Annotated in this window: 23 protein-coding genes; 13 read left to right on the top strand and 10 right to left on the bottom strand. The window is 29.3% G+C overall.

Annotated features, from left to right (window positions below; translation table 11 throughout):
• Positions 1-35: 35 nt before the first annotated feature.
• Complete coding sequence (locus OLM55_RS11510) at positions 36-1,118, bottom strand: hypothetical protein (RefSeq protein ID WP_264559051.1); 1,083 nt, start codon at positions 1,116-1,118, stop codon at positions 36-38.
• Positions 1,119-1,417: 299 nt separating this feature from the next.
• Between OLM55_RS11510 and OLM55_RS11500 the strand changes: the two genes are divergently transcribed.
• Complete coding sequence (locus tag OLM55_RS11500; protein ID WP_264559049.1) at positions 1,418-1,801, top strand: nucleoside triphosphate pyrophosphohydrolase family protein; 384 nt, start codon at positions 1,418-1,420, stop codon at positions 1,799-1,801.
• Positions 1,802-1,853: 52 nt separating this feature from the next.
• Here the strand turns inward: OLM55_RS11500 and OLM55_RS11495 are convergent, their stop codons facing one another.
• Positions 1,854-2,921 carry a branched-chain amino acid aminotransferase gene (locus OLM55_RS11495; RefSeq protein WP_264559048.1) on the bottom strand — a complete coding sequence of 356 codons (1,068 nt, stop codon included), beginning with the start codon at positions 2,919-2,921 and terminating at the stop codon, positions 1,854-1,856.
• Positions 2,922-3,115: 194 nt separating this feature from the next.
• On the opposite strand from OLM55_RS11495, the gene OLM55_RS11490 reads away from it, so the two are divergent.
• From OLM55_RS11490 to OLM55_RS11475, 4 genes are all read left to right on the top strand, one after another.
• Complete coding sequence (locus OLM55_RS11490; RefSeq protein ID WP_264559047.1) at positions 3,116-3,610, top strand: DUF4920 domain-containing protein; 495 nt, start codon at positions 3,116-3,118, stop codon at positions 3,608-3,610.
• Positions 3,610-4,056, top strand: coding sequence for a hypothetical protein (locus tag OLM55_RS11485; RefSeq protein WP_264559046.1), 447 nt, complete (start codon positions 3,610-3,612; stop codon positions 4,054-4,056). Before OLM55_RS11490 ends, OLM55_RS11485 begins: the two co-directional genes overlap by 1 nt.
• Before the next feature lie 7 nt (positions 4,057-4,063).
• On the top strand, positions 4,064-4,726 hold the full coding sequence (gene mnmD, locus OLM55_RS11480; protein ID WP_264559045.1) for a tRNA (5-methylaminomethyl-2-thiouridine)(34)-methyltransferase MnmD: 663 nt from the start codon (positions 4,064-4,066) through the stop codon (positions 4,724-4,726).
• Between the two features lie 160 nt (positions 4,727-4,886).
• A complete protein-coding gene (locus OLM55_RS11475) occupies positions 4,887-5,081 on the top strand; it encodes a hypothetical protein (protein ID WP_264559044.1) in 195 nt (64 codons plus the stop codon).
• A gap of 32 nt (positions 5,082-5,113) precedes the next feature.
• On the opposite strand, the gene OLM55_RS11470 is transcribed toward OLM55_RS11475, so the two are convergent.
• Positions 5,114-6,043, bottom strand: coding sequence for a LysR substrate-binding domain-containing protein (locus tag OLM55_RS11470; protein ID WP_264559043.1), 930 nt, complete (start codon positions 6,041-6,043; stop codon positions 5,114-5,116).
• A 101-nt stretch (positions 6,044-6,144) separates the two neighbouring features.
• Here OLM55_RS11470 and OLM55_RS11465 point away from each other — a divergent pair, with 101 nt between their 5' ends.
• From OLM55_RS11465 to can, 5 genes are all read left to right on the top strand, one after another.
• Entirely contained in the window at positions 6,145-6,615 is a 471-nt protein-coding gene (locus OLM55_RS11465; RefSeq protein WP_413614321.1) for a Dps family protein, read from the top strand.
• 106 nt (positions 6,616-6,721) lie between these two features.
• Positions 6,722-7,009: a hypothetical protein gene (locus OLM55_RS11460; RefSeq protein ID WP_264559041.1), complete on the top strand. Its 288-nt coding sequence runs from the start codon at positions 6,722-6,724 to the stop codon at positions 7,007-7,009.
• 59 nt (positions 7,010-7,068) lie between these two features.
• Positions 7,069-8,649 (top strand): SulP family inorganic anion transporter, encoded by a 1,581-nt coding sequence (locus OLM55_RS11455; protein ID WP_264559040.1) that lies wholly within the window; start codon positions 7,069-7,071, stop codon positions 8,647-8,649.
• Between the two features lie 16 nt (positions 8,650-8,665).
• Positions 8,666-9,349 carry a carbonic anhydrase family protein gene (locus tag OLM55_RS11450; RefSeq protein ID WP_264559039.1) on the top strand — a complete coding sequence of 228 codons (684 nt, stop codon included), beginning with the start codon at positions 8,666-8,668 and terminating at the stop codon, positions 9,347-9,349.
• A gap of 87 nt (positions 9,350-9,436) precedes the next feature.
• Positions 9,437-10,072 (top strand): carbonate dehydratase, encoded by a 636-nt coding sequence (gene can / locus OLM55_RS11445; protein ID WP_264559038.1) that lies wholly within the window; start codon positions 9,437-9,439, stop codon positions 10,070-10,072.
• On the opposite strand, the gene OLM55_RS11440 is transcribed toward can, so the two are convergent.
• Positions 10,069-11,265 carry an LETM1-related biofilm-associated protein gene (locus tag OLM55_RS11440; protein WP_264559037.1) on the bottom strand — a complete coding sequence of 399 codons (1,197 nt, stop codon included), beginning with the start codon at positions 11,263-11,265 and terminating at the stop codon, positions 10,069-10,071. The genes can and OLM55_RS11440 overlap by 4 nt on opposite strands.
• Before the next feature lie 89 nt (positions 11,266-11,354).
• Here OLM55_RS11440 and OLM55_RS11435 point away from each other — a divergent pair, with 89 nt between their 5' ends.
• Positions 11,355-12,578 (top strand): cation:proton antiporter, encoded by a 1,224-nt coding sequence (locus tag OLM55_RS11435; RefSeq protein ID WP_264559036.1) that lies wholly within the window; start codon positions 11,355-11,357, stop codon positions 12,576-12,578.
• A 44-nt stretch (positions 12,579-12,622) separates the two neighbouring features.
• On the opposite strand, the gene OLM55_RS11430 is transcribed toward OLM55_RS11435, so the two are convergent.
• The 5 genes from OLM55_RS11430 to OLM55_RS11410 all read right to left on the bottom strand — a co-directional run bounded on the left by OLM55_RS11430 (position 12,623) and on the right by OLM55_RS11410 (position 19,210).
• A complete protein-coding gene (locus tag OLM55_RS11430) occupies positions 12,623-13,348 on the bottom strand; it encodes a TIGR00730 family Rossman fold protein (protein ID WP_264559035.1) in 726 nt (241 codons plus the stop codon).
• A 31-nt stretch (positions 13,349-13,379) separates the two neighbouring features.
• Positions 13,380-16,211 (bottom strand): excinuclease ABC subunit UvrA, encoded by a 2,832-nt coding sequence (gene uvrA, locus OLM55_RS11425; RefSeq protein WP_264559034.1) that lies wholly within the window; start codon positions 16,209-16,211, stop codon positions 13,380-13,382.
• Between the two features lie 87 nt (positions 16,212-16,298).
• A complete protein-coding gene (locus OLM55_RS11420) occupies positions 16,299-16,745 on the bottom strand; it encodes an acyl-CoA thioesterase (RefSeq protein ID WP_264559033.1) in 447 nt (148 codons plus the stop codon).
• Between the two features lie 11 nt (positions 16,746-16,756).
• Complete coding sequence (locus OLM55_RS11415) at positions 16,757-18,574, bottom strand: chloride channel protein (RefSeq protein WP_264559032.1); 1,818 nt, start codon at positions 18,572-18,574, stop codon at positions 16,757-16,759.
• Between the two features lie 51 nt (positions 18,575-18,625).
• Complete coding sequence (locus OLM55_RS11410) at positions 18,626-19,210, bottom strand: ACP phosphodiesterase (RefSeq protein WP_264559031.1); 585 nt, start codon at positions 19,208-19,210, stop codon at positions 18,626-18,628.
• Between the two features lie 163 nt (positions 19,211-19,373).
• Between OLM55_RS11410 and glmM the strand changes: the two genes are divergently transcribed.
• Both glmM and OLM55_RS11400 read left to right on the top strand, forming a co-directional pair.
• Positions 19,374-20,762 carry a phosphoglucosamine mutase gene (gene glmM, locus OLM55_RS11405; protein ID WP_264559030.1) on the top strand — a complete coding sequence of 463 codons (1,389 nt, stop codon included), beginning with the start codon at positions 19,374-19,376 and terminating at the stop codon, positions 20,760-20,762.
• Complete coding sequence (locus OLM55_RS11400; RefSeq protein WP_264559029.1) at positions 20,762-21,214, top strand: hypothetical protein; 453 nt, start codon at positions 20,762-20,764, stop codon at positions 21,212-21,214. The genes glmM and OLM55_RS11400 overlap by 1 nt, the downstream gene beginning before the upstream one ends.
• A 162-nt stretch (positions 21,215-21,376) precedes the next feature.
• Here OLM55_RS11400 and OLM55_RS11395 read toward each other — a convergent pair whose 3' ends face one another.
• Positions 21,377-22,945 carry a protein adenylyltransferase SelO gene (locus OLM55_RS11395; RefSeq protein ID WP_413614320.1) on the bottom strand — a complete coding sequence of 523 codons (1,569 nt, stop codon included), beginning with the start codon at positions 22,943-22,945 and terminating at the stop codon, positions 21,377-21,379.
• Positions 22,946-22,987: the final 42 nt, after the last annotated feature.

The raw sequence follows: 22,987 nt of genomic DNA, 5'->3' as shown, positions 1-22,987 counted from the left end.
AAGTTTATAAACTTCGGATTTTTTTATTCAATTTTTTATTCAACTATAGGCTCAATATTTGGTTGAACTTCTGCAGGTGCAACTACAACAGGTTTAAAAACTTTTTTCTTAACCGGAAAATAAATTTCAGTTACCCATTGCGATGGGTTTTTAACTTTAGGTAGACTTGTTTTATAAATTTCAATATATTTATTATTGTTGTCTAAAACATAATCAAGCTTTGTTAATTCTTCAATTGCCTTTTTTCTAGCTTTTTTAAGGTGGTTATAATCTCCAGTTAAAGTAGTTTTAAAGGCTAAAAATTCATCAAAATGATTTCCTGAAATTTCACTTCCTTCAGTGGTTAAAATTTCTTCTTCAACCGGAACACACATTGCAAATTTTATGTAATTTAAACTTTCATCTCTTTTATCAACTCTAACAAATGGCAAACCTTTTAATTCAATTTCATTATTTTCAACAAATTGAATCATGTTTTGTAACATTTTTTTAGATTTTAACTGAAAATCATCAATTGAACACGAGTCTATTTGCTGAATAAAGTTTGTAGCATGTTTGGTAACAATACCTTGATGCGTAATTTTCATAGTTTCTAATTCGCTTATAAGGTATTTTTGTATTTGGTTAATTCCTTTTTCAAAAATAGCACCATAAACATCGTCCATTCCATTTTTAAGAATGGCATTAAATTTCCATTTGAAAGATAATTTACCTTTCATTGACCAATTTACTCTCGTTCCTTTAGATGTTTTGGTAAAAACCCAAGCAATTTTATGAAGTTCGTCATTAACGTAAAAGTTCTGATGTATACTGTCTTTCAAATAAGAGTTTGTAGTTGTAATTTTTCCATTTGAAGTGGTGCTTTTCCATGAAAAACCTGTACCTGCACCTTCATTTTTTGTTGTGTATTCGATAGTTGTACTAGGATCAAAATCTTTTAAATTAAACCAATCTTCCCAAGTCGAAAAATCATTAACATAATCAAATACATTTTCTTTTGAAGTAGTAATTATTTTTTCTCGTTTAATTTCGTACTCATTAGGTTGAGTAGCTACAAAAACAATAAAGGCAATAGAAAGTAATAAGAATAAAAGAAATATATATTTAGTGATTTTCATTTATAGGTTGTATGGTTATTTCAAAAATATAAAATTAATCTTTCAAAAAGAATTTTATTAAGAATAATAACAAGATAAAAGTTAAAAAAACTAATAATATCCAATAAGTTCCTTTATATTGTTGTTTTAATTCTTTCAAATCTTTTCTATATACAAAAGTCATAATTACGGTAAAAGCAATTATAAAAAAGATGGCAAAATAATATTGACCAGTTGAAAACATAAGTATAATTTTTTTTGTAAAAATAAGAATTCAAAAAATCATTTAGATATATTTATCTTTTAAAATTGAAATAATTATGCAAAAACAATTAAAAGCAGTTCAAAAGTTTCATGAAACATTTGGTTTAGGAGTTAGTTACGAAATGAAAGCCGATTTAGGGGCTAAAAAAAATGATTTGCGTTTTGAATTAATGCGTGAAGAAAATGAAGAATATTTAGAAGCAGTTAGAAATAACGATATTATTGAAACAGCTGATGCACTTGGAGATATGTTATATATTTTATGCGGAACTATTTTAGAGCATGGGTTACAACATAAAATTGAAGAAGTTTTTGATGAAATTCAAAATAGTAATATGAGTAAGCTTGGCGCAAACGGAAAGCCTATTTATAGAGAAGATGGAAAAGTGATGAAAGGACCAGATTATTTTAAACCTAATTTTGAAAAAATTTTAAAATAAAAAAAAGCGATTTCAATTTGAAATCGCTTTTTTATTATAATGATTTGATAAATTATATCTTAACTGTCCAGTTAAAAGTATCTTCAGCTAATTTGTACTGAATATTTGTTAGTTTTTCTTTTATTTCAGTTGCAAATGAATTTTCTATTTTAGGTAATTCAAAATATTCTTCTTTATATGAAAAACCTACAATTGGATTGACAACTGCTGCAGTTCCTGCTCCAAAAATTTCTTTTAAACTTCCGTTTTTAGCAGCTTCAACTAATTCTGAAACTAATACTGAACGAACTTCAACATCGATATTTTCTCTTTTAGCTAAATCAATTATGCTTTTTCGAGTAATTCCATCTAAAATACGTTCACTTGTAGGAGCTGTAAATAATGTATCGTTAATTCTAAAGAAAACATTCATTGTACCTGCTTCTTCAAGTTTGGTGTGCGTTGCATCATCTGTCCAAATAATTTGCTGAAAACCTAAGTCGTTTGCTAATTTAGTTGGGTAAAACTGTGCAGAATAGTTACCAGCAGCTTTTGCAGCACCAATTCCTCCATTTGCAGCTCTACTAAAATGTTCTGCAATTAATACTTTTACTTCTCCAGAATAATAGGCTTTTGCAGGAGAAAGTATAATCATGAATCTATAAAATTTCGCAGGAGCGGCAATTACACCACTTCCTGTTGCAATCATAAACGGTCTTATGTATAATGTATTTCCTTTTCCTTTTTTAACCCATTCTTTTTCAATTTCTAATAACTGCTTCAATCCACCTAAAAAAACTTCTTCAGGAACTTCTGGCATTGCCATACGACTTGCACTTTTATTAAAACGAATATAGTTTTCATCTGGTCTAAACAGCCATACATCGTCAGATTCATCTTTATAAGCTTTCATTCCTTCAAAAATAGCCTGACCATAATGAAAAACTTTAGCAGAAGGATCTATTGTAAAAGGAGCATAGGGTTCAATAGTAGGTTTTTTCCAAACGCCATCTTCATAGTCACAAACAAGCATATGATCTGTAAAAACATTTCCAAAAGTTAAATTATCAAAATCTACTTGGTTAATTTTAGAGATTGGAGCTTTTGTAATATCTATATTTACAATTTCTGGTAAATTCATTATAAAATGATTAAGTGTTATTAGAATTAAATGTTCTTAAAAACAATTGATTCTTTATGATGGCAAAATTAATAAAATTAAGTTGGTAATGATATACACTTAATTCTTTTTTTAAAGATATTATTAACATATTTTTATTCATATTTAGAGTATTTCTTTTATTTTTGTGATATATCTAAAAAAACTAAAAAAAAATGAAAAAAATTACATGTTTACTTGCCTTAGGATTATTTGTAATTTCTTGCGGTAAAAAAGAAGAAGTAAAGGAAGAAGTTAAATTAACCGATAGTTATGCTGTTTTTGGTGATTCTATTTCAAATGAAGGAGCTCTTTCTAGTGCAGAAATGATGGCGAAATTTGAATCTTTAAAAGAAGGTGATACAGTAAATGTTAAATTTACTTCAAAAATAAATGATGTTTGTCAAAAGAAAGGTTGTTGGATGAATGTAGCTTTGGAAGGCGATAAATCTACTTTTGTTAAATTTAAAGATTACGCTTTTTTTGTGCCAATGAATGCAGAAGATAAAGATGTTATTGTTGAAGGTAAAGCTTTTGTTAGTGTTGAAAGTATAGATGATTTAAAGCATTATGCAAAAGATGCTGGTAAATCTCAGGAGGCTATAGATAGTATTGTTGCACCAAAAACAACCTATTCATTTATGGCAAATGGTGTTTTAATTTCTAAATAATGAAACATATTTTTATAGTATTGTTTTCTTCATTCTTCTTTTTTAGTTGTAATACAAAAAAAGAAGAATTGGGAGAACAAAAAACAGAAAATTCTGCTAGTTCTGAAGAATTTGAAATGTATGAGATGTCTGAAATGGCGGCTCTTATGGAACAAATGTATGTTGACAATGAAAGATTAAAAGATAGAATCATTAAAGGTGATACTATTGGAAAATTCCCTCAACACTTTACAAAAATTCATGAAGCAGTTTTAACTGATGATACCGATAAAGATGCCTTTTTTAAAGAGCAAGCTTCAAAATTTATTATTGCTCAAGAACTAATTTATAAAGATCCAAAAAATGCAAAAGAGCATTTTAATAACGGAATTAATGCTTGTATAGAATGTCATAAAGTAAAATGTGGCGGACCAATTCCAAGAATTAAGAAGCTTTACATAAATTAAGTTTGTATTGAAAAGAGAAATAGTTATTACGAGCGACGGTTCAAGTACAATTTTTATACCAGAATGGAACGAAAGTTATCATTCTAAAAATGGTGCAATACAAGAAGCATATCATGTTTTTATAAACGCAGGTTTTACTTTAATCAACAAACAAAAAATTAATATTCTTGAAATAGGTTTTGGAACTGGTTTAAATGCTTTTATAACTTATTTAGAAGCAAAAAAGGAGTATAAAAAAATTAATTATGTTGGAGTAGAAGCTTATCCTGTTTCTCAAGATGAAATAATAAGACTTAATTATGTTGAAGAATTAAATGCTGAATCTCAAAAAGATGTATTTAAGAAGATGCATGATTTAGAATGGAATATTCAAAATGAAATTTCACCTCAATTTTGCCTTACAAAGAGAAAACAGTTATTTCAAGAAATTAATGATGTTGAAAGCTTCGACTTAATTTATTTTGATGCTTTTGGGTTTACACTTCAACCCGAATTATGGAGTGAGGAAATTTTTCAAGCAATGTATAATTCATTATTGAAAAACGGAGTTATCGTTACATATGCTTGTAGAGGTTCTATTAAAAGAGCAATGCTTAAAGCTGGTTTTAGAGTTGAAAAATTGCCTGGTGCTCCTGGAAAAAGAGAAATGTTAAGAGGTACTAAAGAATAATTGTAATAAGTAGTTCTGAAGTTATTTTTTATAGATTAAGTAATAAATATTAGATAAAATTTAATATTAATTTATGAAAATTATTTAAGTTTTAATCAAAAAAAAGAATTACATTTACATATGTTCTTATCCCTAGTCTAACCTAAATTTTATTAAAAGTATGTCTAGAACTATGTATTCTTATACAAAATCTATACTTGAAAGAGTAAGTTTTGACCCCAAACTTTTTTGCAAAGAGTTAGAAAAAGCACTAAAAGTTTTACTACCATACGAAATTGACCAACTACGAAATTGGGTGTTGCAATTTACGGAAGAAAAACCCGAATTAAGACAATGTTTAATCTATATTAATTAAAATAAAAAAGGCTCACTTTAAGTGAGCCTTTTTTATTTAGGACTTATAATTTCTACATCATTAAAAGCAATTGCTCCTCTTACAATCCCTGAGATTGTATTACGCAAAGCATCTATTATGTGTATTTTTAGTTCGTTTTTTGGATAAAGTAAACTTACTTCTCTTGCAGGTTTTGGGTTTTTAAAATCGCGTAATTTACTCTTGTTTGCTTCATTTAAATCTTGTGTGTGTAAATATGGCAATAAAGTAACACCTAAACCTTCATCGGCTAATTTTATAAGAGTTTCAAAACTTCCGCTTTCAATTTGAAAATGACTTTGGTTTAATGATGAATTATTTTTGCATAAATTTAAAATACTATTTCTAAAACAATGTCCATCTTGAAGTAATAAAATTGTGTCTAAGTCTAAATCTGAAATTTCAATTTCTTTTTTATTTAACTCAACAGCATTTGGAATATAAGCCACAAATGGTTCATAATATAATACTATTTCTTTTAAATTTTCTTCATTAAGTGGTGTAGCAGCAATGGCACAATCTAAATGACCGTTTTTAAGTTTTATAATAATGTCTTCTGTTGTATTTTCTTCAATTATTAAATTAACTTTTGGATATTTAGTAATAAATGTATTTAAAAACATAGGAAGAAGGGTAGGCATAACTGTAGGTATAATACCCACTTTAAATTCACCACCAATGTATCCTTTTTGTTGTTCAACTATATCTTTTATTCTTCCTGCTTCATTGACAATGTTTTTAGCTTGATTTACAATTTTTGCACCTATTTCTGTTAATTGTATAGGTTTTTTACTTCTATCAAATATTAAAATATCTAATTCATCTTCTAGTTTTTGAATTTGCATACTTAAAGTAGGTTGTGTAACAAAACACTTTTCTGCAGCTAGTGTAAAATTTTTGTATTCAGCTACCGCTAAAACATAATGCAATTGCGTAATAGTCATAGTATCAGTTTTTTTGATAAAAATATAAAAACTATCAATTCCTTTTATATAAAAAAACGTTTATTTTTAGGTAAATTTGATTATAATTAAAAAAAGGAATTATTATGAAGAATACATTAGGATTACCCATCAAAGAAACTAAAGAGTTAACCAATGAATTAAATATACTTTTATCAAATTTTCAAGTTTATTATCAAAATTTAAGAGGTTTGCATTGGAATATTAAGGGAAAACGTTTTTTTGATCTACATGTTAAGTTTGAAGAGTTTTATAATGATTCACAAATTAAGATTGATTTAATTGCTGAGAGAATTTTAACTTTAGGTGGAACTCCGTTACATACATTTGAAGACTATATTGCAAATAGTCAACTAAAAGTAGGAAAAGATATTTCAAATGATGAAACTGCAATTTCACTTATCTTAGATTCATTAAGTGAATTATTAGTTATTGAAAGAAAAATTTTGAGTGATTCTGGAGAAATAGAAGATGAAGGTACCAATTCTATGATGAGTGATTTTATTTCCGAACAAGAAAAAACAATTTGGATGTTAAAAGCTTGGATGCAATAAAGTTAAAAAAAAATAAAGCATAAAAAGCTGACTGTTTAGTTGGTTTTTTATGCTTTATTTTAGATTTTACAGTTCTTTATTAAGACAAAAAAAGTATATTTGCATTATGAGATTAATTTCAAAGATGGTATTATTCATATTTGTCTTATTTTTAGCGACACCAACTATTTTGTCTGCTATTGATAAAGATATTGATACATCTTACTTCTTTAACATGAGTGAAGAAGAGAGTCATAGTGCTTTTAATGAAATTAAGTCAATCCCTTCAATTTATTCATTCCCAATTGTTCTTGATTATGAAGGTGTTCAAAAAGTAAAATATTCTGTAATGAATGATAGAAAAGTTGATTCTATCAAACCTAATATTTTTTTACCTCCGCCTGAATTAGTATAAATTTTCTAGGGCTTCATTGAGTTGAAGCATAAAAATATATATAATTCAAAAAAAAAAATATGTTTAAAACATTAAAAAACGACTTACCAGCAAGTATAGTTGTATTTTTCGTTGCATTACCATTATGTCTTGGTATTGCTTTAGCAAGTGGTGCACCACTATTTTCAGGTTTAATTGCAGGTATTATTGGAGGAGTTGTTGTTGGAGCTTTAAGTGGCTCTAAAATTGGAGTGAGTGGTCCAGCAGCAGGTTTAGCTGCAATTGTATTAACTGCTATAGGTTCTTTAGGCGGTTTTGAAAATTTTTTATTAGCTGTTGTATTAGGGGGAGTTATTCAAATAGTTTTAGGCTTTTTAAAAGCGGGAATAATAGGGTATTATTTTCCTTCATCAGTAATAAAAGGGATGTTAACAGGTATTGGAATTATAATTATTCTTAAACAAATACCGCACTTTTTTGGTTACGACTCTGAGGCTGAAGGAGCTGATAGTTTTATCGAAAAATCAGGTGAAAATACTTTTTCTGCAATTGCTCATATTTCAGATCACATTATACTTGGTTCATTAGTAATGGGTATTATTGGTCTAGGGATTTTACTTCTTTGGGATAAAGTTTTATCAAAAAAAGGGAAAGTATTTCATGTTATTCAAGGACCATTAGTTGCAGTTGTATTAGGAATTATTTTTTATGCAGCAACTAAAGATAATAGCACATTAGGTATTTCTGCTTCTCATTTAGTAAGTGTTCCTGTACCAGACAGTTTTAATTCTTTTTTAGGACAATTTAGTTTTCCAAATTTTGGAGCAATTACAAATGTTGATGTTTGGGTTGTGGCATTTACTATAGCATTAGTAGCAAGTTTAGAAACACTATTATGTGTAGAAGCTACTGATAAATTAGATCCAGATAAAAACGTTACACCTACAAATAGAGAGTTATATGCTCAAGGAGCAGGAAATATATTATCAGGTTTAATAGGTGGGTTACCTATAACACAAGTAATTGTAAGAAGTTCTGCAAATATTCAATCTGGTGGAAAAAGTAAATTATCAGCTATATTTCATGGATTGTTACTTTTAATTTCGGTTATAATAATACCAAAATTATTAAATATGATTCCTTTATCTGTTTTAGCAGCAATTTTATTAATTGTAGGATATAAATTAGCAAAACCTGCTTTGTTTATAACAATGTATAATTTAGGTTGGAAACAATTTTTGCCATTTATAGTTACGGTTACTGGAATTGTATTTACAGATTTGTTAAAAGGGATTGCACTTGGACTGGCTGTTGGTATTGTAATCATACTTATAAAAAGTTTTCAAAATTCTCATTTTTTGCATAAAGAAGAAGCAAGTAATGGAAATAATAAAATGAAAATGACTTTAGCAGAAGAAGTAACTTTTTTTAATAAAGGAGCAATCTTAAATGAATTAGAACAACTTCCGCATGATTCTTTTTTAGAATTAGATGTTAGAAAAACGAGATATTTAGATAATGATATTATTGAAATTTTAGAAGATTTTGCAATTAAGGCTAAAGCAAGAAATATAAATATTAAGTTAATTTCTGAACGTGGAATAATTGATAACCCACCAAGTTATATTGAATTTTTCAAATTACTACCAATAACTAAATAATTTATAATAAATAATTATGAAAACATTAAATAAAGAATTACAAGATAAAATCACGCCTAGAAAAGCATTAGAATTATTAACTGAAGGAAATAATAGATTTATAAATAACCTAAAAGCACATAGAAATTTATTAGAACAAGTAAATGATACTATTGAAGGTCAATGGCCATTTGCTACCATTTTAAGTTGTATTGATAGTAGAACTTCAGCAGAATTAATTTTCGATCAAGGATTAGGAGATATTTTTTCTGTTCGAATTGCCGGAAATATTGTAAATACAGATATTTTGGGAAGTATGGAGTTTGCTTGTAAAGTTGCAGGTTCAAAGTTAATTGTGGTTTTAGGACATAGTAAATGTGGAGCTGTAAAAGGTGCTTGTGATCATGTTGAAATGGGTAATTTAACCGAATTATTATCTAAAATTCAACCGGCAGTTTACCAAGAAAATGAAACTAAAGAAAATAGAAATGCAAAAAATGAAACTTTTGTAGAAAATGTTTCGTCAATTAATGTAAAGAGAAGTGTAAAAAACATTATCGAAAGAAGTTTTGTTTTAGAGCAAATGGTCGAAGAAGGCTCTATCGGAATTGTTGGTGCAATGCATGATATTGAAACCGGAAAAGTAACTTTTTATGATGAAGTTATGTATATTAAGGACGATTTAAATCCTTCATTTTCAGTAGCTGATTTAAGACATTAATATTAATATCAAAATAGTATAAGAACGTCAAGAATATTTATTTTGGCGTTTTTTTATTCTATATTTGATTAGAGCTAAATAAAGTTTATGAGCGATTTTTATAAAAAAATATTAGAAAATAATAAAAAATGGGTTAATGAAAAACTTCAAATAAACCCTGAATATTTTAACAATTTAGCCGAAGGTCAGCAACCCCCATTGTTATGGATTGGTTGCTCGGATAGTCGTGTGCCTGCAAATGAAATTATTGGAGCCGAACCTGGTGAAGTTTTTGTACATAGAAACATTGCCAATATGGTTGTACACAGTGATATGAACATGTTAAGTGTATTAGATTACGCTGTTAATGCTTTAAAAGTGAAACATGTTATTGTATGCGGTCATTATGGGTGTGGTGGAGTAAAAGCAGCAATGGGTAATAGTTCTATTGGAATAATAGACAATTGGGTTCGTCATATAAAAGATGTTTATCGTTTTCATAAAGAAGAATTAAACGCTATAACTGATGAATCAGAACGTTTTAATAAGTTTGTAGAGATTAACGTTAAAGAACAAGTATTTGATTTAGCCAAAACATCTATTGTTCAATCTGCATGGAAAAACGGTCAAGAATTAAGTATTCACGGATGGGTTTATGGTTTAAATTCAGGTTATGTTACCGATTTAGGTGTAAATTTTAGTTGTGATAAAGATTTAGATAACGTTTATCAATTAAAATTTTAATCTTCTAAATTTTCATTAAAGGCAGAAGGTAATAATTGAGGAATATATTTTATTAAAATAGGTAAAAGTATTCCACCACCAGGAAGTAAAAAAATAGTTAGCGATGGCACCGATTTGCAGATGTCTAATAATTGTTTTTTTACTTTCTTTTTTTCATCAGAATCTAATTCTCGAGTTGTAGACTGAGCCAATAAAATCATTAATTCTTTACTTTCAATAATTTCTTTTGTAAGTCTTTTTTTATTTCGTGTTATTAACTTTGTAACTGTATTATTAGTTTGATCATAAAAATGTTTCACCGGATTTGAATAGTTGAAAAACGGAATTTCATTTTTATATTCTTTTATAAAAATATTAATTGTAGTTGTACTTTCAATTAGATTATTTAAAGGAACATTAAGTTTTAAAGCTAATTTATTTAAAAAAATATTTTCGTCAATTTCTAAAAGCTCATCACTCCAAAGTGCCATTTGAGCTAAATCTAATAAATATAATTTTTCAATTTCAAAATCATATTTCTCTAATGGAATGGTTTCTAACTGCAAATTGCCAACACTTTTAAATTTAGTATAACGAAGTGAGTTTTCAAACAGTTTAATTAATAATTCATCATAATTAGATTTTACTTTTTTAATTGAAAAGGCCAATGATACTACTTTTATACAATTTAGTTCAAACTCCTTTAAGTACTTTGTACTTAAATCTTTTTTAACTAAATATTCATGAAAGGCTAAAACATCTAAAAACAATAAGGCATTTGTAATTATATGCGAAAAATTCTTACTTATAATATTATTATTAGTCTGAATTCGGTCATTTAAATTGCTTTCTAGAATAGAAACCTGACTTCCAGAAGGTAATAACTTATTAAGAAAGTTGTAATTTTCATGTTGAATTTTTTTATAAAAAAGATTAATTTGTGTTATAAAATCTTCTTTAATTTTGTTTTGCTTCACAATTCTATAAATAGAAAACATTGAGTTAAGTAAAGCTATTTTGGTAACTTCATCATGAGATAAACCTTTTAAGTCAATTGGAGTTTTTAAATTTAAAGAAACAACATGGCCATAAATAAACCCAGATTGTCTAATATCTGAATAAAATGTATTATAATCATTTGAATAGTCGATAAAATTTAAGTCATTTTCGACAAAAAATTTTTCTATCCAACCATTAATTGAAGGGTTTATCATGAGTTTAAAATGTTAGGTCAAATTTAGAAAAAACTTTTTTTTAAATGGTTTAATTTCCAAAACTATTTTTATCTTGCTAAAAAAAATATATGAATTTTGTTATTATAATTACTATTTGTACGTTGTTGCTTTTAGCATACATTTTTACAATTTCATCATCTAAAACAAAAATTCCGTCAGTAATTTTACTTCTAATTTTGGGTTGGTTTGTAAAACAGGCTTCTGATGTTTTTCATATTGTTATTCCAGATTTAAACCCTTTATTGCCTATTTTAGGTTCGGTTGGTTTAGTACTTATCGTTTTAGAAGGTTCGTTAGAGTTAAAGTTAAATAAAGAAAAACTTCCATTCGTAAATAAAACATTTATAACAGCAATTGTTCCTTTGATAATTACTGCATTTATTATTGCTTTTGCTTTTAGTTATATTTTAGAAGTTAGTTTTAAAGACGGATTAATAAATGCAATACCATTATGTATTATAAGTAGTGCAATAGCAATATCAAGTGTTGGTCATTTAAACTCATTTAATAAAGAATTTGCCATATATGAAAGTAGTTTATCTGATATTATAGGTGTTTTATTCTTTAATTTTATTGTTTTAAATGCAGTAATTGATTTTAATTCGGTTATGCATTTTGGATTACAAATCTTAATAATGATAGGAATATCTTTTATAGCAACAGCATTTTTGGCTTTTTTATTAAGTAAAATTGATCACCATGTAAAATTTGCACCTATAGCTTTATTAATTATTTTAATTTTTGCTGTTTCTGAAGTTTATCATTTACCAGCTTTAATTTTTATTATGTTTTTTGGTTTAATAATGGAAAACTTTGATGAATTAGATAAATTTGAATGGATTCATAAATTAAAACCTAAGGCTTTAGATAAAGAGGTGCAAAAGTTTAAAGAATTAATTACTGAAGCGGCTTTTTTAATACGTTCTCTTTTCTTTTTGTTATTTGGCTTTTTAATGAAAACTGAAGATGTTTTAAACCCAGAAACATTCGGAATAGCATTAGGTATTATTGTATTGATTTATTTAATTAGAGCAATGCAATTAGCATTCTTTAAAGTAAAATTAATGCCATTATTATTTATTGCACCAAGAGGATTAATAACGATATTACTGTTTTTAAGTATTCCTGAAGCCAATAGAATTCCTTTTGTAAGTAAGGCGTTGATTATTCAAGTAATTGTCTTGTCGGCTTTGTTTATGATGGTTGGGTTGATTTTTAATAAACAAGAAAAGGAAGTTGTTGATAAGAAAAATGACGATACACTTTCTGTGGACTTAGACGTACCGCTTTAAGATATAAAAATAAAAAAGGCTCAATTTAAGTTGAGCCTTTTTTATTAGAAATTAGGAGATAAATTATATTTTTTATAGAAATTATCTAACGCTTCAAGCACTTGGTCTTCATTATCTACTATTGTAAATAAGTCTAAATCTCCAGGGCTTACTGTTTTGTATTTTTCAACTAAAACTGCTTTTACCCAATCAATTAATCCAGACCAGAAGCTAGTTCCTACTAAAATAATAGGGAATTTTGCAATTTTCTTAGTTTGTATTAATGTAATTGCTTCAAACATTTCATCTAATGTTCCAAAACCACCTGGCATTACAACAAAACCTTGAGAATATTTTACAAACATTACTTTTCTTACGAAAAAGTAGTCAAAGTTTAAGTTTTTATCTCTATCAATATAAGGGTTAAAGTGTTGTTCAAATGGTAATTCAATGTTTAAACCTACAGAAGTTCCTCCACCAAAATGAGCACCTTTGTTACCCGCTTCCATTATTCCAGGACCACCGCCAGTAATTACTCCATAACCACCTTTACTAATTTTATAAGCAATTTTTTCTGCTAATAAATACGTTTCTTCGTCTGGTTTTGTTCTTGCTGAACCAAATATAGAAACACACGGGCCAATTTTACCCATTGCTTCATATCCGTTAACAAATTCTGACATGATTTTAAAAATCGCCCATGAATCATTTGTACGTATTTCGTTCCAAGTTTTTTGTTTAAACTTTTCTTGTATTCTGTGATCGTCGTTTTCGTATTGCTCTAAAGCCATATTCTTTTCTTTTTAAAATTAAACAAGCCTGCTAAGATAATTCTTTTTTCAAAAATTGAGCAGTATAGCTTTTTTTATTTTTTATAATTTCTTCGGGTGTTCCTTTAGCTACTAATTGCCCACCGCCTTTACCACCTTCATAACCAATATCAATAATATAATCGGCAAGTTTAACAACATCTAAATTATGTTCTATTATTAATACTGTATTTCCTCTATCAACAAGTATGTTTATAACATCCATTAATACACGTATGTCTTCAAAATGTAGTCCAGTTGTCGGTTCATCTAAAATATAAAATGTGTTTCCAGTATCTTTTTTAGAAAGTTCAGATGCTAACTTTATACGTTGTGCTTCACCACCAGAAAGGGTTGTACTTTGTTGTCCAAGCGTTATGTAACCTAAACCTACATCTTGTATGGTTTTTAGCTTACGGTGAATTTTAGGAATATTTTCAAAGAAATCAACACCTTCATCCATAGTCATATTCAATACATCAGAAATTGATTTTCCTTTGTATCTAATTTCTAATGTTTCTCTGTTAAAACGTTTTCCTTGACAAGTTTCACATTCTACATAAACATCTGGTAAGAAACTCATTTCAATTGTACGAACTCCAGAACCTTCGCAAGTTTCGCAACGGCCACCTTTTACATTAAAACTAAAACGACCCGGTTTATACCCGCGAATCATCGCTTCTGGCGTCATGGTATATAGTTTTCTTATTTCAGAAAAAACATCGGTATACGTTGCAGGATTACTACGTGGTGTTCTTCCAATCGGACTTTGGTCAATTGCAATTACTTTATCAATATGCTCTAAACCTTCAATTTTCTTATAAGGTTGTGGTTTTTTTACTGCATTGAAAAAATGTGCATTTAAAATAGGATATAGGGTTTCGTTAATTAAAGTAGATTTTCCACTTCCTGAAACTCCAGTAACACAAATTAGTTGTCCTAAAGGAAATTCAACTGTAACGTTTTTTAAGTTATTACCAGTTGCTCCTGAAAGTTTTAAGGTTTTTCCATTACCAACTCTACGTTCTTTAGGAACTTCAATTTTCATTTTACCGTTCATGTATTGTGCAGTAATGGTATTACCCAGTAACATTTCTTTTGGTGTTCCTTCGCTAATTATTTTTCCTCCAAAACGACCTGCTTTTGGTCCAATATCAATTACATAATCGGCACGTTCAATCATGTCTTTGTCATGTTCTACAACAATAACTGAATTTCCTATATCACGTAAGTTTTCTAACGATTTTATTAATCTTTCGTTGTCTCTTTGGTGTAAACCAATACTCGGTTCATCCAATATGTATAAAACACCAACTAATTGCGACCCAATTTGTGTTGCTAAACGAATACGTTGTGCTTCACCACCAGAAAGCGATTTAGAACTTCTGTTTAATGATAAATAATCTAAACCTACATCTAATAGAAATTGCAAGCGAGTTTCAATTTCTTTGATCACTTCAACTGCAATTGCATTTTGTTTTTCTGAAAGATTTTTTGGTAAACTTTTAATCCACATCGATAATTCAGAAATATCCATATGTGCTAAATCACCAATATTTTTATCATCAAGTTTAAAATATAATGCTTCTTTTCGTAATCGAGAGCCGTTACATTCACTACAGGTATATTCGTCCATGAATTCTTTTGCCCATCTTTTTATAGATGCAGAACCACTTTCGTCATACTGATTTTTGATGAAGTTAGAAATTCCTTCAAAATCTATTTTATAATCTTTTGTAATTCCCATCACTTTTGAAACTACAGAAAACTTTTCATTTCCACCATATAAAATGATGTTCATTGCTTCTTGAGGAATGGTTTCAACAGGGTCGGTTAATTTAAACTCATATTTATGAGCTATGAGTTCCAATTGTTTAAAAATCCATGTGTTTTTAGCTTCGCCTAATGGAGCAAAACCACCATTTTTTATGGATAATTTTCCGTTAGGAATAATCTTTTGTAGATTAATTTCATTAACCGTTCCAAGACCGTTACAATTACTACAAGCCCCTTTTGGAGAATTGAATGAGAAATTATTTGGTTCTGGATTTGGATAGGAAATTCCAGAAGTTGGACACATTAAATTTCGACTAAAAAAACGAACTTCTTGCGTTTCTTGTTCTATAATCATCATTACATCATCACCATGATACATTGCCGTTTTAATGCTTTCATTTAAACGTTTATCTGTATCTTCGCTCATATCAATTGCCATTCTATCAATAACAATTTCTATATCGTGCGTTTTGTAACGATCTACCTTCATTCCGTAAGTCAAATCAGTTATAACTCCGTCTATTCTAACTTTTAGAAAACCTTGTTTTGCAATTTGCTCAAATAATTCACGGTAGTGTCCTTTTCTAGAACGAACCGCTGGAGCTAAAATGTTAATGCGTTTTCCGTTGAAGTTTTCGAGTATTAACTCTTTGATTTGTTCATCAGAATAGGAAACCATTTTTTCGCCAGAATTATAACTGAAAGCTTCACCAGCTCTAGCATATAATAAACGCAAGAAATCGTAAATTTCTGTAATGGTACCCACAGTAGAACGCGGACTTTTACTCGTTGTTTTTTGCTCAATGGCAATAACAGGAGAAAGTCCATCAATTTTATCAACATCTGGTCGTTCTAAACCGCCTAAAAACTGACGTGCATAAGCAGAAAAAGTTTCTATATAACGACGTTGACCTTCGGCATAGATAGTATCAAAAGCAAGTGAAGATTTTCCAGAACCAGATAAACCAGTAATAACAACTAGTTTTTCTCTTGGAATGGTAACATCTATATTTTTTAAATTATGAACGCGAGCGCCAATAATTTCTATTGTATCGTCTGTATTTAACATAGTTTTTTACAAAATGCAAAAATACAATTTAATGTGTAGATTTGCTAATGCACTGAAATAGAATATTCTGTTAATAAAATAAAACGATTAAGCTTTCAATGCTGGTTCATAGCTTAGAATTGATTGGCGTAACCAATCGGTAATTTCAATAGATTTTTTTATTGAAATATCAATTAAAACTTGAGTACTCATTCCTTTAGCGTGAATAATTTCGTTATTATCTTTATCTAAACTTGTAATTAAATACTCAATATCAAAACTTTTAGAACCTAATGCAGAAGTTCTTATTTTAATAGTTGGTTGAATAGCAGTAATCTGTAATTCTTTAAAATAATCACATTCTATATGTGCAATTACAAACATGTTTTTTGTCCAATCCCACTTTGGGCAAGCGGTTGGCATATAATACCCACGACCTATTTGAAAATATTCAAAATAGTATACGTTGTTTACATGATTTAATGGGTCAAGGTCATTCCAACGAATGTTTAACGGCATTGAAAATTTAAAATCTTTAGTATTTATAGGTTGCATATTTTATGTATTTATTCAATTATCATTTCTTTTAGTTTTTCACGGTATTTTTCTAAAACAAATTGTTTAGAAATGATTCCTATTAGTTTTCCTTTTTGAAGCACAGGAAGAAAAGGTAAACCGCTTTTTTCGAACTTAATCATTACTGTTTCCATGGTTTCATCATAAAAAACAATTTCTTTAGGTTGTTCCATTATTTCAGCAATAGTAGTATATTTTATCTTAAAAGGAGTAAAAATATAATTACGAATATTATCCAAATAAAGAATTCCTTCTAATTCACTTTTGTCATTAAGTACAGGAAAAACACCTTCGTCTGATGTTTTAATCACTTCCACTAATTCCACTAAATTATTTGAATTAGAAACAGACTTGTAGTCTCTTTGTACTAATTTAGAAAGTTCTAAAGTGGTTAATATATTTTTATCTTTATTGTTGGTAAAAACTTCTCCTTTATCGGCTAAATGCTTAATGTCAAATGAATAAGGTTCAAAACGTTTTGATAGCGCATAACTTACAGAGGAAACAATCATTAACGGAACCATTAACTCATAACCACTTGTAATTTCTGCAATAAGAAAAATAGCTGTTAGCGGTGCGTGAAATAATCCACTTAAAATTCCTGCCATTCCTACTAAAGTAAAATTAGTTACAGGAAGTTTTGAAAGTCCAGTTAGGTTTACAAAGTAAGCTAAAACAAAGCCTAAATAAGAACCTACAAATAGAGAAGGAGCGAAATTTCCTCCGTTTCCACCAGAACCTATGGTTAGTCCGGTTGCAAAAACTTTGGCAAGCATTGTAATTCCTACAAACAATAAAAGAACCCATTTAGAGTCTTTAAAATTTGCAAGAAGTGTGTTTTCTAATATTTTTTCAGGATGATTATTGGCTATAGTTTTTATACTAAGATATCCTTCACCAAATAATGTTGGGAAAAGAAATATTAAAATGGCCAGTAAACTGGCTCCAAATAAAGCTTTTCGGTAAGTTCCTAATTTGCTATTACTAAAAAAATGTTCTAATTTTCTAAATATTCTTGCGTAATAAATGGATACTAATCCTGAAAGTAGCCCTAAAACAATATAAAAATGGATATTATGATAATCGAATTCTTTTACATTTTTAAATGAAAGTAATATGTCTTCATTTAATAAAATAGTTGAAATTAAAGCGCCAGTTGCAGCACTAATCATGATAGGAATAAAGGCGGTTATACTTATTTCCGCTAAAACAACTTCAATGGCGAAAAGCACACCAGCAATAGGTGCATTAAAAGCAGCTGCAATGCCAGATGAAACTCCACAAGCTAATAAAAGACTTCTGTCTTTATAATTTAAGCGGTAATTTTGAGCATAATTACTTCCAAATGCAGCACCAGTTATTGTAATTGGAGATTCTAAACCTGCACTTCCACCAAGTCCAACCGTAAGCGAACTGGTTAAAATTTGAGAATACATTTGCTTTTTAGGAAGTATTCCTCCGTTTTTAGCAACGGCGTACATAATGTGAGAAGTTCCTTTTTGAATGCTTCCGTCTAAAAATTTTGCTACTACAAAAACAGTTAGAACAATTCCAATAACAGGTATTAAACTATTGCTATAGGGTAAATGTAAATAACCATCTAAATATTGTGCTGATGTATAAACCCAATGCGCAAATGTTTTTAAGAAAATCACTGCTAAAGCAGAAGAAATTCCAACCAAAATGCAAGATAAATAAATAAATTGCCTAGGTGTCAACATGGTTTTTAATACAAAAATAAATCGCTCTAAACGTTTGAATAGTTTTGTTATAAATCGAAAAAAAGTGCTCCCTTTTTTTTCTGGCATTTTGGAATAAAATTTGATTTTTGCGAAGTTACTTTTTAATTAAAAGTTATACTAATGTTTAGTATTAAAATCTTCAACCATTTCAATTAAATCTTCAAAAAATAAAGTAAACTCTTCTTCAAATTCAGTGTAAAATTCTTGTAATTCTTGCACAGCATTATGCATATGTGCTCTGTGTTTGGTTCTATAATCCATTTGAAAAAGAATTCGTTCAATTCCTGCTATAGAAGCATAACAAACTAACCAATTACTTTCAATCATGTAAGGCATTAGTTTTTTTGTTTTCGGACTTAAAATTTCATAGTTATCTTTTAGTGATTGATAAAAACGATTTACATAATCTTCTAAATTTTCATTAGAATAAGTATTCCAATTTTTAGCTAAAAAATGATCGTACAAGATATCGATAATCACCCCCGAATAATGTCCGTATCGTTCATGTAATCTATGCTTACTTTGTCGCCAAATAGAATGAGCATCTGTAAAAGTATCAATGGCTCTATGTAAAATAATTCCTTTTTGAATTTCTTCAGGATACTCTAAATAATCATTTCCACGAATACCATCGGCCATGAAGTTTCCAATCTTAATTAAATCGTTATTACCAGAAAGAAAAATATGGGCGAGGAAGTTCATTATTTTTTTGGTTACAAATTTACAAGTGTCTTAGTTTTTGTAAATATAGGGCAATTGTTTGTGAATTAAAATTTCGAAACTCTATTAGATTAATTATATTTGTTTCAAGTTTTAAGCATTTGACTTTGAAACTTTGTAACTCAATAACTTTGAAACTAAAAAAATGACATTAATAAAATCAATATCAGGAATTCGTGGAACTATAGGTGGAAAAGTAGGGGATAACCTTACGCCAGTGGATGCAGTTAAATTTGCTTCGGCTTATGGAACGTTCTTGAAACAAAATTCTAACAAAGAAAAACTAACAGTTGTAATTGGTCGTGATGCGCGTATTTCGGGACCAATGATTCATAATTTAGTTCAAAATACATTAGTTGGTTTAGGAATAAATGTAATCGATTTAGGTTTGTCAACTACACCAACGGTTGAAATTGCGGTTCCTTTAGAAAAAGCTGATGGTGGAATTATTCTTACCGCTTCGCACAATCCAAAACAATGGAATGCGTTAAAGTTATTGAATGCCAAAGGTGAATTTTTAAATGGAGACGATGGTGCTAAGATTTTAGAAATTGCCGAAGCAGAAGCGTTTGACTTTTCAGATGTTGATTCTTTAGGTGAAGTTACCGAAAACAATGCGTACATGGATATTCATATCGATGAGGTTTTAAATTTACCCTTGGTTGATGCTGATACGGTTGCAAAACGTAAGTTTAAAGTAGTTGTGGATGGTGTAAATTCTTCGGGAGGAATTATTATTCCAAAGTTATTGGAACAAATGGGCGTTGAGGTTGTAGAATTGTATTGTACGCCAAACGGACATTTTCCGCACAATCCAGAGCCTTTAAAAGAACATTTAGGCGATATTTGTAAGTTGGTTGTAGAAGAAAAAGCCGATTTTGGAATTGTTGTTGATCCAGATGTGGATAGATTGGCTTTTATTTCTAACGATGGCGAAATGTTTGGCGAAGAATATACGTTGGTGGCTTGTGCCGATTATGTATTGAGTAAAACGCCCGGGAATACGGTTTCTAACATGTCTTCTTCTCGTGCTTTACGCGATATTACTGAAAAACACGGTGGTAAATACCAAGCCAGCGCTGTAGGTGAAGTAAATGTGGTTACCTTAATGAAAGAAACCAATGCAATTATTGGAGGCGAAGGAAACGGCGGAATTATTTATCCAGAAAGTCATTACGGAAGAGATAGTTTAGTGGGAGTTGCTTTGTTTTTAACGCATTTGGCTAGTTTAGACATAACAGTTGCCCAATTAAGAGCAAGTTACCCGCAATATTTCATGAGTAAAAATAAAATTGAATTAACGCCTCAAATTGATGTGGATGCTATTTTAAAAGTTATGACGGAGAAATACGGAAACGAAGATATTACTACTATTGACGGTGTGAAAATTGATTTCCCAACAGAATGGGTGCATTTACGCAAATCCAATACTGAACCAATTATTCGTATTTATACAGAAGCACCAACCCAACAAGAAGCTGATGTTTTAGCGGAACGTTTTGTAAGTGAAATCAAGGCTATTGCAGGTATATAATGAATAAGTATTTTTTAATTTTAGTTATAACGATTTTTTTTATTGGTTGTGCTTCAAAAAAAAGTGAAGCAATACCATCTACTTTAGATCCAATTTACATACAAAGAGCAACAGATTTTGCTAAGACTCAGTTTGAAAGTTGTATGACAGGCAAATATGTGCCAATAACTAAAGATATTGCAACTCCTTGGTTAGTGAGGGAATGGAATGAAGAAGAAGAACGAAAAACGTGTGAGGAAATCAATGAGAGATTTGGTAATTTAACGGAACTTAAAATAGCTAAAACGCAATATTACAAAGAAAGTTATATTTATAGGTTTAAGGCAAAGTATTCTAAATTGAACGAATATTCCGAAATAAGAGTTTATACTACTTTAGATCATAAGTTTTCGGCATATATTATTAAAGAAGTTTGGTTGGATAAATACACAAAATTTAATCCAAAAAAATAAGTAGATGTCAAACCCAATTAATTTCTTAGTAGCCATTGCAGTATTTGTTTTTTATAAAAATAAGTATCAAAAAAAACAAAACAAGAAATTGAAAAGTTTAACGATTCTAAAAAATAATAATAAGTAGTTCTTAAAAAAGCAGATATTTTAGAATTTGCTTTTTTAAGAACTACAACTCAACATCGAACACCCAATTTTTACTCTCGCCCAATCAGGTCTTTTGGCAAACCATTTTTCCATTTTGGGTTGTTCATCATAAGGATTTTGCAATAAAGTATATAATTCATCAATTAAACTGTAATCTTCTTTATCGGCGGCATCAATAGCCAATTGCGCCATGTAATTACGCAATACATACTTTGGGTTCACCAAATTCATTTTTACTTTTCGTTGTTCATCTGAAATTTCTTCTTCTTGCAAACGATTTAAATATTGGGTAAACCAATACAACCAGGTTTCTTCTACACGTTCTTTTACTTCTTCAATTTTATAAAAAGCAGTATTAATTTTTTCTAAAGCTTGCTCAGGTGAATCTGTTTTTGAAATCGTACTTAAATTTCGGTAGAAAATAGTCATATCGGTTTCTGTTTCTTTTAAAACAGCCAGTAATTGATCAATTATAGATGCGTCGTTTTCTTTTAGGTTTTCAAAGCCTAATTTAGTACTCATCATTTTATAAAAATCCTCTTGAAATTCATTAGAATACGCTTCCAAAATGATTTCCAACGGTTTTACATCTTCAATCAACGGATATAATGCATTGGCTAATTGTAGTAAATTCCAAAGCGCAATATTGGGTTGGTTCCCAAAACGATAACGACGATTTTCTGCATCGGTAGTATTAGGAGTCCAATTTGGGTTATAATCTTCCAGCCAACCGTAAGGTCCGTAATCAATTGTTATTCCATGAACCGACATGTTATCGGTATTCATAACGCCATGCACAAAACCAACACGTTGCCAATGCAGAATCATTTCTTTGGTAGTGTTGGTAATGGTTTTAAAAAATGCAATGTATTTTTCTTTTCCTTCTGCTTTAATTTCTGGAAAATGATGTTTTATGGTATAATCGGCTAAAATTTGAAGGTTTTTCACATCATTTTTAGCAGCAAATAATTCAAAGTTTCCAAAACGGATAAAACTCGGTGCCATTCTACAAACAACAGCTCCTTTTTCATAAGCAGCATTTCCATTATACATAACATCACGCAAAACATCATCGCCAGTTAAAGCTAAAGAAAGCGATCGAGTAGTGGGTACGCCCAAATAAAACATGGCTTCACTACATAAATGTTCTCTAATCGAAGAACGAAGAACCGCTAATCCATCGCCACGACGAGAATAAGGTGTTTTCCCAGCACCTTTTAATTGCAACATCCACTGTTTTGAATTGTACATTACTTCAAAAAGTGCAATGGCTCTCCCATCGCCTAATTGTACCGCCCAATTTCCAAATTGATGTCCGGCATAAGCCATAGCAAACGGTTTTGTTTCAGGATAAATTTCATTTCCAGTAAAAATATTCAAAAAATCTTCTGATTGAATGTCTTTTTCGGTTAACCCAATTTCATCAGCCACTTCTTTAACGACATGAAGTAGTTGAGGTGCTTTTGTTTTGGTAGGATTTACAAATGAAAAACAAGCATTGTCTACTTGGCGAATTGAATTCTCTATATTTTCATCGGCAGGTAATTCATTTATAAATGTATTTTGGATGTTTAATTTCATGATGTACTTGTATTTTTCAAAGTTACGAATTTAAATAGGCATCTA

This window comes from Flavobacterium sp. N2270, assembly GCF_025947225.1.
Taxonomy (GTDB): Bacteria; Bacteroidota; Bacteroidia; order Flavobacteriales; family Flavobacteriaceae; genus Flavobacterium.
The sequence above is the reverse complement of the archived record's forward strand: the minus strand, read 5'-3'. Positions and strand labels throughout refer to the sequence as shown.

Coding starts and splice junctions, on each gene's coding strand:
- uvrA (WP_264559034.1), bottom strand. CDS start 16,211: ATGTTAAATACAGACGATACAATAGAAATTATTGGCGCTCGCGTTCAT.
- OLM55_RS11470 (WP_264559043.1), bottom strand. CDS start 6,043: ATGACTATTACGCAATTGCATTATGTTTTAGCGGTAGCTGAATACAAA.
- OLM55_RS11475 (WP_264559044.1), top strand. CDS start 4,887: ATGTCTAGAACTATGTATTCTTATACAAAATCTATACTTGAAAGAGTA.
- OLM55_RS11410 (WP_264559031.1), bottom strand. CDS start 19,210: ATGAACTTCCTCGCCCATATTTTTCTTTCTGGTAATAACGATTTAATT.
- OLM55_RS11430 (WP_264559035.1), bottom strand. CDS start 13,348: ATGGCTTTAGAGCAATACGAAAACGACGATCACAGAATACAAGAAAAG.
- OLM55_RS11490 (WP_264559047.1), top strand. CDS start 3,116: ATGAAAAAAATTACATGTTTACTTGCCTTAGGATTATTTGTAATTTCT.
- OLM55_RS11500 (WP_264559049.1), top strand. CDS start 1,418: ATGCAAAAACAATTAAAAGCAGTTCAAAAGTTTCATGAAACATTTGGT.
- OLM55_RS11455 (WP_264559040.1), top strand. CDS start 7,069: ATGTTTAAAACATTAAAAAACGACTTACCAGCAAGTATAGTTGTATTT.
- glmM (WP_264559030.1), top strand. CDS start 19,374: ATGACATTAATAAAATCAATATCAGGAATTCGTGGAACTATAGGTGGA.
- OLM55_RS11400 (WP_264559029.1), top strand. CDS start 20,762: ATGAATAAGTATTTTTTAATTTTAGTTATAACGATTTTTTTTATTGGT.
- OLM55_RS11485 (WP_264559046.1), top strand. CDS start 3,610: ATGAAACATATTTTTATAGTATTGTTTTCTTCATTCTTCTTTTTTAGT.
- OLM55_RS11460 (WP_264559041.1), top strand. CDS start 6,722: ATGAGATTAATTTCAAAGATGGTATTATTCATATTTGTCTTATTTTTA.
- can (WP_264559038.1), top strand. CDS start 9,437: ATGAGCGATTTTTATAAAAAAATATTAGAAAATAATAAAAAATGGGTT.
- OLM55_RS11415 (WP_264559032.1), bottom strand. CDS start 18,574: ATGCCAGAAAAAAAAGGGAGCACTTTTTTTCGATTTATAACAAAACTA.
- OLM55_RS11435 (WP_264559036.1), top strand. CDS start 11,355: ATGAATTTTGTTATTATAATTACTATTTGTACGTTGTTGCTTTTAGCA.
- OLM55_RS11450 (WP_264559039.1), top strand. CDS start 8,666: ATGAAAACATTAAATAAAGAATTACAAGATAAAATCACGCCTAGAAAA.
- OLM55_RS11510 (WP_264559051.1), bottom strand. CDS start 1,118: ATGAAAATCACTAAATATATATTTCTTTTATTCTTATTACTTTCTATT.
- OLM55_RS11495 (WP_264559048.1), bottom strand. CDS start 2,921: ATGAATTTACCAGAAATTGTAAATATAGATATTACAAAAGCTCCAATC.
- OLM55_RS11420 (WP_264559033.1), bottom strand. CDS start 16,745: ATGCAACCTATAAATACTAAAGATTTTAAATTTTCAATGCCGTTAAAC.
- OLM55_RS11440 (WP_264559037.1), bottom strand. CDS start 11,265: ATGATAAACCCTTCAATTAATGGTTGGATAGAAAAATTTTTTGTCGAA.